The sequence below is a fragment of the Streptomyces sp. NRRL F-6492 genome (assembly GCF_001280125.1).
Taxonomy (GTDB): Bacteria; Actinomycetota; Actinomycetes; order Streptomycetales; family Streptomycetaceae; genus Streptomyces.
Genome location: NZ_LGEG01000114.1, coordinates 1 through 14,598, shown reverse-complemented (window position 1 = coordinate 14,598; position 14,598 = coordinate 1). Strand labels below are relative to the sequence as shown.

At 76.0% G+C, this 14,598-nt stretch carries 14 protein-coding genes; 4 read left to right on the top strand and 10 right to left on the bottom strand.

What is annotated here, in order from left to right; translation table 11 throughout:
• Positions 1-202: 202 nt before the first annotated feature.
• Positions 203-1,903, top strand: coding sequence for a serine/threonine-protein kinase (locus ADL08_RS10535; RefSeq protein WP_234352096.1), 1,701 nt, complete (start codon positions 203-205; stop codon positions 1,901-1,903).
• Positions 1,904-2,119: 216 nt separating this feature from the next.
• Positions 2,120-2,770, top strand: a complete 651-nt coding sequence (locus ADL08_RS10530) for a hypothetical protein (RefSeq protein ID WP_234352090.1) — start codon at positions 2,120-2,122, stop codon at positions 2,768-2,770.
• A 59-nt stretch (positions 2,771-2,829) separates the two neighbouring features.
• Here the strand turns inward: ADL08_RS10530 and ADL08_RS10525 are convergent, their stop codons facing one another.
• Positions 2,830-3,807, bottom strand: a complete 978-nt coding sequence (locus ADL08_RS10525; RefSeq protein ID WP_199836987.1) for an NADP-dependent oxidoreductase — start codon at positions 3,805-3,807, stop codon at positions 2,830-2,832.
• 120 nt (positions 3,808-3,927) lie between these two features.
• Here ADL08_RS10525 and ADL08_RS10520 point away from each other — a divergent pair, with 120 nt between their 5' ends.
• Complete coding sequence (locus ADL08_RS10520) at positions 3,928-4,515, top strand: TetR/AcrR family transcriptional regulator (protein ID WP_053641813.1); 588 nt, start codon at positions 3,928-3,930, stop codon at positions 4,513-4,515.
• 202 nt (positions 4,516-4,717) lie between these two features.
• Here ADL08_RS10520 and ADL08_RS10515 read toward each other — a convergent pair whose 3' ends face one another.
• From ADL08_RS10515 to ADL08_RS10485, 7 genes are all read right to left on the bottom strand, one after another.
• Positions 4,718-5,311 carry an isochorismatase family protein gene (locus ADL08_RS10515; RefSeq protein ID WP_053641812.1) on the bottom strand — a complete coding sequence of 198 codons (594 nt, stop codon included), beginning with the start codon at positions 5,309-5,311 and terminating at the stop codon, positions 4,718-4,720.
• Between the two features lie 64 nt (positions 5,312-5,375).
• A complete protein-coding gene (locus ADL08_RS10510; protein ID WP_053641811.1) occupies positions 5,376-6,272 on the bottom strand; it encodes a hypothetical protein in 897 nt (298 codons plus the stop codon).
• The gene (locus tag ADL08_RS10505) at positions 6,269-7,471 is read right to left on the bottom strand and encodes a DUF2306 domain-containing protein (RefSeq protein ID WP_234352089.1); all 1,203 of its coding nucleotides are present in this window, start codon (positions 7,469-7,471) and stop codon (positions 6,269-6,271) included. The genes ADL08_RS10510 and ADL08_RS10505 overlap by 4 nt, the downstream gene beginning before the upstream one ends.
• 150 nt (positions 7,472-7,621) lie before the next feature.
• Positions 7,622-8,137: a PadR family transcriptional regulator gene (locus tag ADL08_RS10500; protein WP_053641809.1), complete on the bottom strand. Its 516-nt coding sequence runs from the start codon at positions 8,135-8,137 to the stop codon at positions 7,622-7,624.
• A 20-nt stretch (positions 8,138-8,157) separates the two neighbouring features.
• Positions 8,158-8,538, bottom strand: coding sequence for an STAS domain-containing protein (locus ADL08_RS10495; protein WP_234352088.1), 381 nt, complete (start codon positions 8,536-8,538; stop codon positions 8,158-8,160).
• Positions 8,539-8,695: 157 nt separating this feature from the next.
• Positions 8,696-9,106, bottom strand: coding sequence for a nuclear transport factor 2 family protein (locus ADL08_RS10490; protein WP_053641808.1), 411 nt, complete (start codon positions 9,104-9,106; stop codon positions 8,696-8,698).
• Between the two features lie 134 nt (positions 9,107-9,240).
• The gene (locus tag ADL08_RS10485; RefSeq protein WP_053641807.1) at positions 9,241-10,653 is read right to left on the bottom strand and encodes an aminopeptidase P family protein; all 1,413 of its coding nucleotides are present in this window, start codon (positions 10,651-10,653) and stop codon (positions 9,241-9,243) included.
• Positions 10,654-10,814: 161 nt separating this feature from the next.
• On the opposite strand from ADL08_RS10485, the gene ADL08_RS10480 reads away from it, so the two are divergent.
• The gene (locus ADL08_RS10480; RefSeq protein ID WP_053641806.1) at positions 10,815-11,801 is read left to right on the top strand and encodes a transcriptional regulator; all 987 of its coding nucleotides are present in this window, start codon (positions 10,815-10,817) and stop codon (positions 11,799-11,801) included.
• Here ADL08_RS10480 and ADL08_RS10475 read toward each other — a convergent pair.
• Positions 11,749-13,833: a prolyl oligopeptidase family serine peptidase gene (locus ADL08_RS10475; RefSeq protein WP_053641805.1), complete on the bottom strand. Its 2,085-nt coding sequence runs from the start codon at positions 13,831-13,833 to the stop codon at positions 11,749-11,751. The two genes, ADL08_RS10480 and ADL08_RS10475, sit on opposite strands and share 53 nt — an antisense overlap.
• Before the next feature lie 49 nt (positions 13,834-13,882).
• Positions 13,883-14,425 (bottom strand): FABP family protein, encoded by a 543-nt coding sequence (locus ADL08_RS10470; RefSeq protein ID WP_053641804.1) that lies wholly within the window; start codon positions 14,423-14,425, stop codon positions 13,883-13,885.
• Between the last annotated feature and the right edge of the window lie 173 nt (positions 14,426-14,598).

The following is a 14,598-nucleotide window of genomic DNA, read 5'->3' as shown; positions in this document are numbered from 1 at the left end:
CGGAACCGCGCGGCTCCCTCCCGGAGTCCCGTGCGGACCTCCGGAGGCCGACCGGTGAACGTGTACGGCGAAGCGGGCGGCGGCCCGGCCGGGGGCCGGTACCGCTCCGAGGACCAGAGAACGACCCGAGTACAGGGGTGCGCGCGTGAGCAGAGTGATCGACGGCCGTTTCGAGCTGGTGGAGCGGCTGGGCGGGGGCGGCATGGGAACGGTGTGGCGCGCCCGGGACCTGGCCCTCCACCGCGACGTGGCGCTCAAGGAGGTGCGCCCGCCGGACCCCGCGATGGCCGAGTACGACACCGAGGGCGCGCGGACCCTGCGCGCGCGGGTGCTGCGGGAGGCCCGCGCCCTGGCCCGGATCGTCCACCCCAACGTGGTGACGATCCACCACATCGTGGACGCGGGCGAGGGCACCTATCCGTGGCTCGTGATGGAGCTGGTCACCGGCGGTTCCCTCCAGGACCGGCTCGACCGGGGCACGATGGGCCCCGTCGAGGCCGCCGGACTCGGCCGCGAGCTGCTCTCCGCGCTGCGCGCCGCCCACGGCCTGGGCATCGAGCACCGCGACGTGAAGCCCGCCAACGTCCTGCTGCGGCCCGACGGGCGGCCGGTCCTCACCGACTTCGGCATCGCGGCGATCCAGGAGTCCACCTCCCTGACCGCCTCGGGGTCGATCATCGGCTCGCCCGACTACATGGCGCCCGAGCGGATCCGGGGCGGCACGAGCGGCCCGGCGGCCGACCTGTGGTCGCTGGCCATGCTGCTGTACGTGGCGGTGGAGGGCCGCCATCCGCTGCGCAGGGAGAACACCCTGGCGACCCTGGCGGCGGTCATCTCCGACGACGTGCCTCCCCCGGTCCGGGCCGGCGCGCTGACCGGCGTCCTGACCCGGCTGCTCGTACGGGACCCGGCGGCGCGGCCGGACGCGGAGGAGGTGGACCGGGCGCTGGCGGCCGTCGTGGCGGGGGCGCCGGGGGACGGCGGGGCGGTACGGGACAGGGTGCCGGGCTTCGGGGAGCCGGTCCCGGGGACGCCCGGCTCCGGCTCCGGTTTCGGTCCCGGACCCGGCTTCGGCCCCGGGCCCGGCTCCGCACCCGGCTTCGGTTCCCCTTCCGGTCTCGGTTCCGGGGGGCCGACGTCGTTCCCCCTCGCGCCGCCGTCGGCGGGACCCGCGGGCTTCCCGGGCGCGTCCCCCACGACCGCCCCGGTGGCGGGCGTTCCCGGGCGGCGCGGGCGACGGGCCGTCGTGGCGGCCGCCGCGGCGGCGGTCCTGGCGGTGGGGATACCCGTCGCCGTCGTGAACTGGGACCGGGGCACGCACGAGCCGGACGACGGGCCGACCGCCGCCGCGCCCTCGGGGCGGGGTCCCGGCGCCCAGCGTCCCTCGGGGTCCACGGCGCCCACGACGGCGCCCCCGAAGGAGCCCGCGGCGGAGGCGACCGCCGGGAAGCTCGACCTGCTGACGCCCGCCGGGATCCGGACCGCCGTCGAGGCGGTCCAGGCGGCCTCGGGCGACGCCAAGGTCACCAGCTTCGTCGTGTACCCGGAGTACGCGACGGCCGAGGCGGTGGTCAAGGGCAGCACGAAGCGGTACGACCGGTACATGTACCGGGGCGGGGACGTGGCCGTCCGGCAGGGCCCCGGCGGCACCGCCTTCCCCGGCTCGGTCCCGGTCGACCTGGACTCCTTCGCGTGGGACGCCCTGCCGGCCCTCCTGAAGCGCGCCGACAAGGAGCTGGGGGTGACGGAGCCGACCAGCCGCTATCTGGTCGTCAGCCCGGCCTCGACGCTCACGGGGAGCGGCGCCGGGATGAGCGTCTACCTGTCCGACGCGTACGGGTCCGCCTATCTGGCGGCCGACGCGAAGGGCCGGGTGACCTCCGTCTACCCCCGCGAGGACTGACGGCCGGGGCGGCCTGGGGTGGCGGGATGTCCCCGCCCGCCGACCGCGCCGCCCTGGACCTGATCGACGCGCACCTGGAGGCGCTCCGGGACGGGCGGGACCTCCCGCTCCTCCCGCTCCTCCCGCTCCTCCCGCGAGATCCAGACGGTCCGGACGGTCCGGCCGTCGACGGGGGGGAACGGACTCGTCCGCTGGGCCCTCGACCGGCTCCGGCACGTGCCCCGCGAACCGGCGGACGCCTTCGCGCGTCACGTCGGCGGCCTGCTCGTGGAGTTCCGGGGCCGGCGCTGCCCCTGGAACGCGGCGGCGCTGCGGCTGCTCGACGACACGTACGTCTTCGTGGCCACCGGGCCCCGGCGGCACGAGGACTGGGCGCACGACGTGCACGCCGTGATGCACCGGTCGGTCCCCGACCCCCGGGGCTGGGTCCGCCTGGACGGGGACCGCCTCAACACGGCCCGCCACACGGTGCCCTCGTACCCCTTCGCCCCTCCGGACGCGTCGGAGATCCCGGGCCGCCTCCATCCCCTGGAGGCGGGGGCGGCGGTCGGCGCGCTCGCCGTCATGGCCGAGGAGTGGCAGGGGGAGCCCGCCCCCGTCCGCTCCCGCCCGGACCGGGACGCCCTGCTGGCGGACGCCCGCACCCTGCTCGACCGGTACGGGCCCGCGGCGCGCCACTGGACCAACGCGACGGCCGCCGCCGGCGACCCGGCCCCGGACCTCCTCGCGGCGGGCCTCCGGGGCACCCGGTCCCACAGCTCCCTGACCTCCGCGTACCTCAACGGCCTGGACCTCTTCGAGGACCTGGGCCTGATCGTGGTCAACGACGACGAGGTGGGCGTCTTCTGGTCGTTCGGGGCGTACTGACGGCGTCCGGGGAGGACCGCCGGGCGGGCCGGGGCGGCGCTCCGGGGCGGTGCTCCGGCTCAGGCCCCGTCCTCCGCCACGCTCAGGACGATCTTCCCCTGGAGGTGCCCCCGCTCGGCGCGGAGGTGGGCCCGCGCCGCCTCGCGCAGCGGGAAGACGGCCTCGACGCCGACCCGCACGCGGCCGGAGTCCAGGAGGGCCGCCAGTTCGGCCAGTTGCCCGCCGTGGGAGCGGACCTGCCACCCGCCGACCGTGACGCCGAGCGCGGCCGCGCGTTCCGGGGCGTACGCCCCGAAGAAGACCGGGGCGAGGTGGCCGCCGCGGCGCACCAGCGGCAGGAGCCGGTGGCCGTCCGGGCCGCCGACCGTGTCGACGAGGAGGTCCACGTCGTGGACGGCCTCCGTGACGTCGGTCCGCGTGTAGTCGACGAACCGGTCGACGCCCAGGTCCTTCAGGAAGGCCTCGTGGCGGCCGGAGGCGACGCCGACGACCGTCCCCGCGCCGGCGGCCCTGGCCAGTTGCACGGCGAAGTGGCCGACCCCGCCGGCGGCGCCGTTGACGAGCACGGTGCCCCCCTCGCGGGGGCCGAGGTGCTCGAAGAGGAGCTGGTACGCGGTGAGGCCGGCCATCGGTACGGCCGCGGCCTCCTCGTGGCTCAGGGAGGCGGGCCTGCGCGCGAGGTGGGCGGCGGGCGCGGTGGCGTACTCGGCGTAGGCCGCCGCCCTGCCGGGGAAGTTCACGAGGCCGAACACCTCGTCCCCGATCCGCCACTCGGTGACGCCCTCGCCCACGGCGGCGACGGTCCCCGAGAGGTCGGAGCCCGGGACGAACGGCAGCGGCCGGGCCGGGCGCATCCCTTCGGGGACGTCGACGAAGCCCCTGCGCGCGTACCGGTCGGGCGGGTTGAACCCGGCGGCGCGCACCCGGACCAGGACCTCTCCCGGTCCGGCCTGCGGCCGCGCCACTTCCTCGTACACCAGTCGCTCCGGTCCGCCGAAGGCGTGCACGCGCACGGCCCCCATCGTTCTCGTGCCCATGCCGTCCGTCCCCCGTCGTCGTGCGACGTGCCCCGCCCGGTAGGATCCCGGCAGTAAGCGGAGCACTGCTCCGCCCAGTAAACGGAGCAGTGCTCCGCTTGTCAACGCGGAGGATTTCCCATGCCGGACGAGCCGGTCCCGCCGGGGCGGCGCACCGATGCGCTGCGCAACCGGGAACGCATCCTGGCGGCCGCCGCCGAGGTCGTCGGCGCGGAGGGCACCCAGGCCTCGCTGCGGGACGTGGCCCGTCGTGCCGGAATCGGTCTGGGGACGCTCTACCGCCACTTCCCCACCCGTGACGACCTCCTGGAGACCCTGCTGCGCACCGGCTTCGAGCGGCTCGCGGCCCGCGCGGACGAACTCCTCGCCGACGACCTGCCGTCCGAGCGGGCGCTGGCCCTGTGGCTCGGCGAGTTCACCCTCCGGTCGGGTTCCTTCCGGGGGCTTCCGGCGTCGCTGATGGCGACGCTCGGCGACGAGGAGTCCGCCCTGCACGCCTCCTGCGTGGCGATGCGCGCGGCGGCCGGCCGGCTGTTGCGGGCGGCCCAGGACGACGGGCGGATCCGGCCGGACGTCGACGGCACGGACCTCTTCGCCCTGGTGAACGCGGTCAGTTGGGCCGCCGGCCAGGCTCCCTCGCTGGCCGCCCGGCGCGAGCACCTGCTCGGCCTGGTCCTGGACGGCCTCACGCGCCGGGACGCGCCCTAGGGACGCACGGCTGTTCGCCCTCCCACGCGCTCAGACGCGCCCGCGGGGCCGGGGCGACGGGGCCGCCGCCCTCCTCGTGGACGCCGCAGGCGCGCTCCGGCCGGCCGGCCGGTGGCGCGGCGCGGCGAGGGCCCCGCATGAGCGGCGCGGAGCCCGCCGGACCGCGTCCGGCGCTCGCCCCCCGGGGCGGGGAGCCGGGCGGTCAGGGCTTCCCGGGGGCCGTGAACGTGACGGCGGCGGCCGGTACGGTGACCTCCGCGTCGCTCCCGAGGGCGTACGCCGCCACCCGTGAGGCCGTCGCGGCCGGAACCCCCTCGGCGACGCCCGGCACCGCCGGGACGTCCTGGGTGGCGTGCGCGTCGTACGGCACGACGACCCGGTAGCCGCGCGCCAGGGCCGTACGGGCCGTCGCCTGCACGCACATCTCCGACATCACCCCGCAGACGGCGACCGCCCGGGCCCCCGCGCCGGTGAGGGCGTCGCCCAGCGGGGTCTCCAGGAAGCCGTCGTCCTCGGGCTTGCGGATCACCAGCTCCAGCGGGCCCGGCTCCACCCGGTGGTGCAACTCCCAGCCGGGGGTGTGGGGTTCGTCCTCGGATCCGGGCGGGCCGTCGTTCTGGAGGTGGACGACGAGCGCCCCGGCCCGCCGGGCCCGGGCGATCAGGTCCGCCGTGCGGTCGAGGAGCCGTTCCGCCGCGGGCACGGCCCCGGCTCCGGTGACGAACGCCGACTGCACGTCCACGACGATCAGGGTGTCGACGGGCGGGGTGTCCACGGGCTGCGCGCTGTCGGTCATCCCGCCATCCTCGCCCCCCACCGGGCCGTGCCGCCAAGGGATTTCGGCCGGGTCGGGCGGGCGGTCAGCCGTCCGACCCGCGGGACGCCCTGTTCAGGAGCCACCGGCCGGAGACGCCCGTCGCCAGGAGGCCGGCGAGCAGGGCGACGAGGCAGGCGCCGGGGCCCGACGCCCAGTCGACCTCCGCGGCGTGGACGGCGAGGACGACGGCGGCGGCGAGGGCCACGACCGGGACCGCGCCGAGGGCCGGGCGGAGGCGGGTCAGGTCGTCCTCGGCCAGGGAGGCGAGGACGCCGACGCCGAGGGCGAGCGCCCACACCCCGAGGCCCTGCGCGTCGGCGCGGTTCACCGTCCACGGCACGAGCGGGCCCCAGAAGCCGGGGAAGGCGAGGAGACCGGCGCCGATGCCGAGCCAGCCGGAGCCGAGCACGGCGAGCGGCGGCTTCGACCAGCCGGGCAGCGGGGCGGCGGGCTCCCGCCGGCCCGCGTCCGCCGGCCGGGCCCGCACCCGGTACTGCGCGACGAGGCAGCCGACGGCGCCGAGCGCGAGGACGCCGAGGACGGCGACCCAGCCGAGGCTGAACAGCGCGAGGAACAGCGGCCTCCCCTCGGCCGCCTGGAGGCTGCCGGCGTTCAGGAGGCTCACCGCGAGGAGGCCGACGAGGACGGTCGCGAGCGGCAGGACGAGGCTCCGCGCCTCCTCCCAGACGCGGGCCCGGCCGATCCGGAGGAGGGCGGGTGCCACTCCGGCCGTCGCCGCGCCGAGGAGTCCGGGGCTGAGCGCCTCCGGGGACACCCAGGCCCCCGCCGCGTACCCGGCCAGGCTCGTGACGGCGAGCAGGGCGCCGACGGTGAGGCCGACGCCCCCGACGACACCGCTCAGGACCACGATGCCGGGCGAGAGTTCCCGGCCGTCGGGCGTCCCGCCGTCCACGGCGGTCCGTTCTCCGGTGGCGCTCATGCCCGTTCCCCTTCCCCGGTGGTGACCGGTACGGGATCCGCGGGTACGAGCGCCGGTCGCGCCTCCCGCCGTTTCACGACCTCCCGGGCGTGCAGGACCCGCAGGCTCACCACCGTGACGGCCGCGTACGCGAGGACGCCGCAGCCGATGCCGACGCCCGCGATCAGGGCCGTCACCCGGTCGAGGCCGAGGGTGCGCTCCAGGACCGGGACCGCCACCGCCGAGAACGCGGGGGCCAGGCACAGGGCGGCGAGGTGCAGGCTCCACTCCTCGGCGGGCCAGAGGGCTCCCCGGGCGCGGGCGCGGGCCGCCCGCACGGCGATGACGGCGTACGTCACGCCGTACGGGACGAGGTACGCGAGCAGGAGCCGCCGTCCCGCCGTGCCCCCGTCGAGGAACGAGACCGTGATCCACCCGAGGCCCGCGGCGCCCGCGAGGTGGACGGCGATCCGGACCGGCGCCGGGCACCAGGTGCCGGTCAGGCCGGGGACGGCGGTGCGCCGGTCGAGGGCGCGGGAGGCGAGCAGCGCGCCGAAGGAGACGAGCGCGCCGAGGTGCATGATCGCGACGCGGTTGACGTCGAGGATGTCGAGCCCCGGGTAGAGCCGGGGCAGCGCGCCCCATTCGAGCCGCAGCAGCGGGGCGGTCATCAGGAAGCCGTAGCAGAGCAGCATCCAGCGCTGGTGGAGGTCCGGGAGGCCGCGGACGGCGGCGAGGACGCCGAGGGTCACGCTGCCGACGGTGCCGACCAGGATGGTGGCGAGGACGATCCAGAACGCGGCCCCGCTGAACGCCTCCGCCGGCGGGGTGCGCACCAGGTAGAGGGCGGCGCCCGCCATCGACGCGTACACCGTGACGGCGAAGACGGTCCCGGCGGCCCGGTGCAGCCGGATCCGGCGCCGGACGGCCGAGAGCAGCTGCACGGGTCCGAGCAGCATCAGCAGGCCGCCGAGGACCGAGTGCGCGATCAGCGGGACCAGGCTGCGTTCGTACGGTCCCGTCCGGTCGCGGACGGCCTCGGCCACGAACTCCGGCGAGACGGTCCGGCCGAGGACCCATTCGCCGAGGGCGGGCGCGCCCGGCCGGGCGTACGGCCAGAGTTCGGTCACGGCGATCGGCGCGTACGCGAGGCAGACCGCCGTCACCGCGAGGACGGCCGCCCGTCCCCGCCTCGTGCCCGCCGTACGTCGACGTTCCACGGTGGCTCCCCCCTGTCACCGTCCCCGCGCGCCCACGGTCGCGATAGTCCTGTCTGGACCATGGAGGGACTACGGAGGAAGGTAGGGCCGCCCCGGGGCCGGGTCAACCGGTCGGTGACAACGATCCGCGCCGGCGGTCCACGGCGGCCGTCAGGGCTCGCGGCTCTCGACCCACTGCCAGAAGTCGACCATCATCCGCTCGTAGCGGATGCCGAACTCCAGCGCCTCGCGCTGCCCGCGCGTCAGCAGTTCGCCCACGTCACGGGCGAGTTCCTCGTACCCGTCGAGGGTCCGCCGGTGCTCCTCGACCTGGACGGGGGCGTGGACGCGGGGGCTGGCCCCGAACCACAGCTTGAGGATGCCGCGTTCGCGGGCCTCGACGGGGACGAAGGCCGGGTCGGCGAGCCAGTCGCGCAGGGCGGCCGCCCCTTCCCCGGTGAGGCTCATCAGCCGCCGGTTGCGGCCGCCGGGCTGCCGCACCTCCGAGAGGAGCCCCGCCTCCAGGAGCCGGTCGCACTGCGCGTAGACCTGCGCGTGGGGCATGGACCAGAACGGCGCCACGGTCCGCGCGGCCTCGACCTTCACGTCGTACGGACTGGCCTCGCCCAGCTTGTCGATGATGCCGAGCACGAGGTAGGAGGGCGTGGTCAACCGGACTTCAGACATGCGGCGACCGTACCCCGGCCCTATTCCGCCCGGCGGGCCCTCGCCGGGGCGGCCCCGGAGACCGCTCCGGCCGGGGCGGCCTCCGGGCGGAGGAGGTCGCCGAGCGAGGTCAGGCGGATGAGCCGGAGGATCCTCGGCTGGTCGCAGAGGAGCCGCCAGCGCGCGCCCCGTTCGCGCGTGCGCCGGGCGCAGCGGACGAGGAGGCCGAGTCCGGCGGCGTCGCAGAAGGTGAGCCCCCGGATGTCGAGGGTCAGCGCGTCGGACTCCCGTGCGAGCGCGTCGAGTTCGGGGCGCAGGTGCCGCACCAGGACGAGGTCGAGCTCGCCCCGGAGGGCGGCGACGGTGTGTCCGCCGGACGAACGTGCTTCCAGGTGTCGGCCTTGACGGGGGATCAGCTGCATCGACCTCTCCAGGGGGTGGTTCCGCGTGTCGCACCGAGCGTGACCATCCCCTACCCGGAGAGGGGGTTTAGGCTGTCCGCAATCACCCGAATCGGCGAACATCAGCCCTGTTCGCCGTGTCGGCCGCCGACGTGCCGCCTCCCCCGCCCGGGTCCGTTCACCGCCCGTCCGCCGCGAGGGCCGCGGCGGCCTCCTCCTGGATGCGGCCGAACTCGGCGCCCATGGCGGCGGCGAGCGCCTGGGCGGCGGAGAGGGGGCGGACCATGACGGTGAACTCGTCGATCCTGCCCTCCTCGTCGAAGTGGAGGAAGTCGCAGCCGTTGATCTCCTTGTCCCCGACCTTCGCGGTGAAGACGAGGGCGTGGTCGCGGCCGTCCGCGCCCTCGATCTCGCGGACGTACCGGAAGTCGGAGAAGACGCGGAGGACCCCGCGCAGGATCGCGGCGGTGAGGGCCTTGCCGGGGTACGGCCTGAAGGCGACGGGGCTGGTGAAGACCACGTCCTCGGCGAGCAGGGCCTCGACGGCGTCGAGGTCGCGGTTCTCCACGGCAGTACGGAACGGGTGCACGGCGCGACTCCATAGACAACTAGTTGAGTAGGTGCAGAAGTAGCTAACCGTACGCTCCCCGTCCCGTCCAGAGGCCGTCCCCGCGACGGACGGCGGGCGCCCCCGGGCTGCCGTCCGTCCGGCCCGCCGTGCCGTCAGCCCGCCGTCCTCGCCATCCACGCCTCGACCTCGTCCGCCGAGCGCGGCAGGCCCGCCGACAGGTTCTCGTGGCCGTCCCCGGTGACGAGCAGGTCGTCCTCGATGCGGACGCCGATGCCGCGCCACTCCTCGGGCACGGTCAGGTCGTCGGGCTGGAAGTACAGGCCCGGCTCGACGGTCAGGACCATGCCCGGCGCGAGGACGCCGCCGACGTACTCCTCCGTGCGGGCGTGCGCGCAGTCGTGGACGTCCAGGCCCAGCATGTGACCGGTGCCGGCCATGGTGAAGCGGCGCTGGAGGCCGAGGGCGTACGCGCGGTCCACCGGGCCCTCGACGAAGCCCCACTCCACGAGGCGGGCCGTCAGACTGCGCTGCGCCGCCTCGTGGAAGGCGCGGTAGGGGGCGCCCGGCTTCACCGCCGCCATCCCGGCCTCCTGCGCCTCGTACACGGCGTCGTACACCCGGCGCTGGACGGGGGTGAAGGTGCCGCTGATCGGGAGGGTGCGGGTGACGTCGGCGGTGTAGAGGGAGCGGGTCTCCACTCCGGCGTCGAGGAGCAGCAGGTCGCCGGGGCGCACCGGGCCGTCGTTGTCCGTCCAGTGCATGATCGTGGCGTGCTCGCCGGCGGCGCAGATCGAGCCGTAGCCGACGGAGTTGCCCTCCAGGCGGGCCCGGCGGAAGAAGGTGCCCTCGATCCAGCGCTCGGAGGAGGCGACCGCGCGGGAGAGCTCCCCGACGCAGTCGGTGAAGCCGCGCACGGTGGAGTCGACCGCCTTGCGCAGCTCGCCGATCTCCCAGGCGTCCTTGACGAGCCGGAGGTCGCTCAGCGCCTCCTCCAGCTCCTCGTCGCGGTCCTCGTCGGTGGTGACGGCCGCTTCGAGGGCCGGGTCGACCCCCCGGACGATCCGGGTCGGGACGCCGGAGCCGGCGGCCAGGTCGTCGGCGGCGGTGCGGACGTCCCGGCAGGGCAGTCCGAGGACGGCGCCGGACTCGGCGAGGGAGGGGCGGCGGCCCGTCCACAGTTCGGCCGTGTAGCCGATCCAGAACTCGTCGTCCTCCCGGCTGTCGCGGGGCAGCTGGTAGCAGTACGCGTCGTGGCCGCCGCCGGCGCGGGGTTCGAGGACGAGGGCGCCGTCGCGGGCCTGGTCGCCGGTCAGGTGCACATAGCCCGAGTGGGGGCGGAAGGGGTACACGTCGTCGTTGGAGCGGTACGTGAGGTTGCCCGAGGGGACGACCAGGCGCTCGCCGGGGAAGAGCGCGGAGAGCGCGGCGCGGCGGCGGGCCGCGTACGGGGCCTGCTCGCCGGGTTCGAGTCCGCGCCGTTCGGTGTCCGCCCACCCCGTCCTCATCAGGGCGGAGAGCTCCTCGGAGACGCCTTCGTAGAGGCCGTTCTTGCGACCCTTCGCCACGGTCTGCTCCTTCTTCCGGTTCTTCCCGGTTCTTCGGGGGGCACGGCCGCCGGGCGTCGGCGGCCCCCGGACGGTACTGCGACCGGCGCCCGCCGGTGGCCGGGGTCCGCCAGTGGCACGGATCGGCCACACCGGGTGCGGAGGGCGCCGATAATGCGGTCATGGCGAACGACGCGAGGCTCGGTGACGCGCTCCGGCTGCTGGGGATCGGGGAGGGGGCCCGGCGGCTCTACCCGCGTCTCCTGGAACTCGGGCCCGCGCCGCTGGACGCGATCGGCGCGGCGGCCGGTCTGGCGGGCGGCGGGCTCGCGGCGGCGTACGGCGAGCTGGTCGACGCGGGGCTCGCGAGCGCCGTCGCGGACGGCGGGGACCCGGTGGCGCCGGTGCCTCCGGCGGCGGGCCTGGAGATCCTGGGCCGGCACCGGGCGGCCGAGCTGGACGAGTCCCGGATCACGGTCGGCGGGGCGTTCGAGGCGTTCCGGCGGCAGCGGCTCGCGGCGTACCACGACGACCTGGTCGAGGTGGTGACCGGGGAGGCGGTCGGCCCCCGGATGCGGCAGGCCTGGGCCAGCGCGCGGGAGCAGATCCGGCAGCTGGACTCGCCCCCGTACTTCCCGCTGCCCGGCGCCACCGACGACGCGCTGGCGACCCTGGCGCGCGGGGTGACGCAGCGGGTCGTCTACTCGCAGGCGTCCCTGGAGTTCCCGGGGCAGCTGGAGGAGTCGATCGAGCCGTGCGTGGAGGCGGGCGAGCAGGCGCGGGTGCTGCCGTCGGTGCCGGTGAAGCTGCTGGTCATCGACGAGGCGTACGCGCTGGTCTCGCTCTCCATCAGGGAGGCCGACGTCCACAACAGCATGCTCGTCGTGCAGCCCTGCGGCCTGCTCTCGGCGCTCGTGGCGCTCTTCGAGCAGACCTGGCGGAGCGCGCTGCCCCTGCACGGCCGCTCGGTGCGGCCGGCGGGGCTGCTGCCCGCCGACCGCCGGCTGCTCCGACTGCTCGCGGCCGGGGCGGGCGACGACGTCGTCGCCCGGGAGCTCGGGGTCAGCCGCCGTACGCTCTTCCGCCGGATCCAGGTCCTGATGGCCCGGCTCGGTGCTACGAGCCGGTTCCAGCTGGCGCTCCAGGCGCAGCGCTCGGGGTGGCTGTGACGCCGGCCGTCCCCGGCCCGGCCTTCGCGAGGTTCTGCCACAGGAAGGTGTGCAGGAGGGCGCTGTTGTGGGCGGCCTGTTCGTTGTCCCCCGCGCCCGCGTGGCCGCCGCCGGTGTTCTCGTGGAACAGGACGGGGTGGCCGAGCTCCCGGAGCCGCGCCGCCGTCTTGCGGGCGTGGCCGGGATGGACGCGGTCGTCGCGGGTCGAGGTCGTCAGGAGGACGGGCGGGTAGGTCCGGTCCGCCTCGACGCGGTGGTACGGGGAGAGGTCCCGCAGGTGCGGCAGGTCGGCCTCGTCGTCCGGGTCGCCGTACTCGGCGATCCAGGACGCGCCCGCGAGCAGCTTGTGGAAGCGGGTCATGTCGAGGAGCGGCACCTGCGCGACGATCGCGCCGAACAGCTCGGGGTACCGGGTGAGCATCGCACCCATGAGCAGGCCGCCGTTGCTGCCGCCCACCGCGCCGAGCCGGTCCGGAGTGGTGATGCCCCGGGCGACGAGGTCCTCGGCGACGGCCGCGAAGTCCTCGAAGGCGCGCGGCCGTTCGGCGCCGAGCGCGGCCTGGTGCCACTCGGGGCCGTACTCGCCGCCGCCCCGGATGTTGGCGACGACGTGGGTGCCGCCGCGCTCCAGCCAGGCCGAACCCCGTACGGCGCCGTAGGAGGGGGTGAGGGAGACCTCGAAGCCGCCGTAGCCGTAGAGCAGGGTCGGGCCGGGGCCGGTGGCGGAGTGGTCGGGGCCGATGACGAAGTACGGCACGCGCGTGCCGTCCCGGGAGGTCGCGAAGTGCTGGGCGACGGTCAGGCCGGTCGCGTCGAAGCGGTCCGGGGCCTGCTTGAGGACCTCCGTGTCGCCGCCGACGCTCCCCCGGTGGAGGGTGGAGGGCTGGAGGAACCCCGACACGTCGAGGAAGTACTCGTCGGAGACGTCCGGGTCCGTGTCGACGACGTCGACCGCGGAGAGGGGCGGGACGCCGACGAGGGGCGCCCGCTCCCAGGGGCCCTCGTCGGCCGGGGTGAGGACCTCGATGCGGGTGGTGACGTCCCGCATCGTCTCCAGGATCAGGTGGTGGCGGGTCCAGGCGTGCCCGGCGAGGGCGGTCCGCTCGTCGGGGGCGAACAGGACCTCGAAGGCGCGGTCGCCCGCGAGGAAGGCGTCGAAGCCGAACGCGAGGAGGGAGCCGCTCGGCTGCCCCAGCCACTCGGACCGGAGGGTGACGATCAGGTGCCGGCGGTGCGCGTAGGCGGAGGCGTCGTCGGGCACGTCGATCCGTACGTGCGTCCCGTCGGGCTCCAGGAGGTACGTCTCGCCGCGGAAGAAGTCCAGCGAGCGGCCGACGAAGTCCCGCTCGAAGCCGGGGGTGTCGTCGTGGTACCCCCAGGCCGACACGTCCCCGGCCTCGGCCTCGAAGACCGTCGCGGCCTCTTCGAGGGGGGTGCCGCGCCGCCAGCGGCGGACCGTGCGGGGGTAGCCGGAGTCGGTCAGGGAGCCCGGTCCGGTGTCCGTGCCGACGAAGACGGTGTCGGCGTCGATCCAGCCGATCTGCGTCTTCGCCTCCGGCAACCGGAAGCCGTCCTCGACGAACTCCCGCGTGTTCAGGTCGAATTCGCGGACCACGGCGGCGTCGGCGCCGTCCCGCGACAGCTCCACCAGGGCCCGGTCGTGGTCGGGGCGGCGCACGGTCGCCCCGCTCCACACCCACTTCTCGTCCTCCTCGGCGGCGAGCGCGTCGACGTCGAGGAGGACCTCCCACTCGGGCTCGTCCTTGCGGTACTGCTCCAGGGTCGTGCGCCGCCACACCCCGCGCACGTGCCCGGCGTCCTGCCAGAAGTTGTAGAGGTGCGCGCCGCGCCGGGTGGTGTACGGGATGCGGTCCGAGGCGTCGAGCACCTCCCGCAGGCGCTCCTTCAGCGGGGTGAACCCGGGGTCGGCGGCCAGGGCCTCCGCCGTCTCGGCGTTCCGCTCGGCCACCCACGCGAGGGCGGCGTCGCCGGAGACTTCTTCCAGCCACAGGTACGGGTCGTCATCGTTCACCCCCGTATTGTGCGCGACCGGGGCGCGCGGCCGAAGGGGGCCGTCGGTCTCAGGCGGTCCGGTGGAGCCGTGCGCCCAGGTGGTGCTGGAGCGGGTGGCCGACGGCCGCGAGGTCGTGGACGAAGTCGAGCGCGTCCGCGCCGGCCAGGGTGTAGCGGCGGCGGGTGGCGTCGACCCGCTTGGCGGTGGGGGCGAGGGCGACCTCGTGGGTGGTGAGGTCGACCGCGGTGCCGTCCGCGCGGCCGACGGAGATCTCCGCGATGCCGGTGGGCTGGGTGATCAGCGCCTCGACGCGCCCCTCCGGCTGGAGCCGCCACCAGCCGCTCTCCCGCGCCGAGGGCCGCAGCGGGACGCCGTCCCCGTCGATCAGCCAGGCGCGCGCCTCGTAGTGGAGGAAGGGCCGCCCGTCGTGACTGAGGACGACCTCCTGCTCGTACGCGAAGTCCTCGTCGAGCGACGGGTATCCGCCGCGTCCCCGGCCGGTCCAGGTCCCCAGGAACCCGAGGACGGGCGCGAGCAGGGGATGCGGCGCGGGCGCCGCGTCCGGCCGGAGGGCGTCGGGGTAGGGGCGGGTCCGGTCGGGGTCGGTCATGGCGGGTGCTCCTGGGTCGTGGGCCGTGCGGGTCGGGGGCGCGGGCCATGCGGGTCGGGGGCGCGGGCCGCGCGCCACGGCCGGGCGCGGATCGCACGCGCACCGTAGCCCGTGCGGCCGACGCGGGGGCCGGGCGGCACGCGGGGAAGGACCGGGGCGGGGGCGTGCGGGGG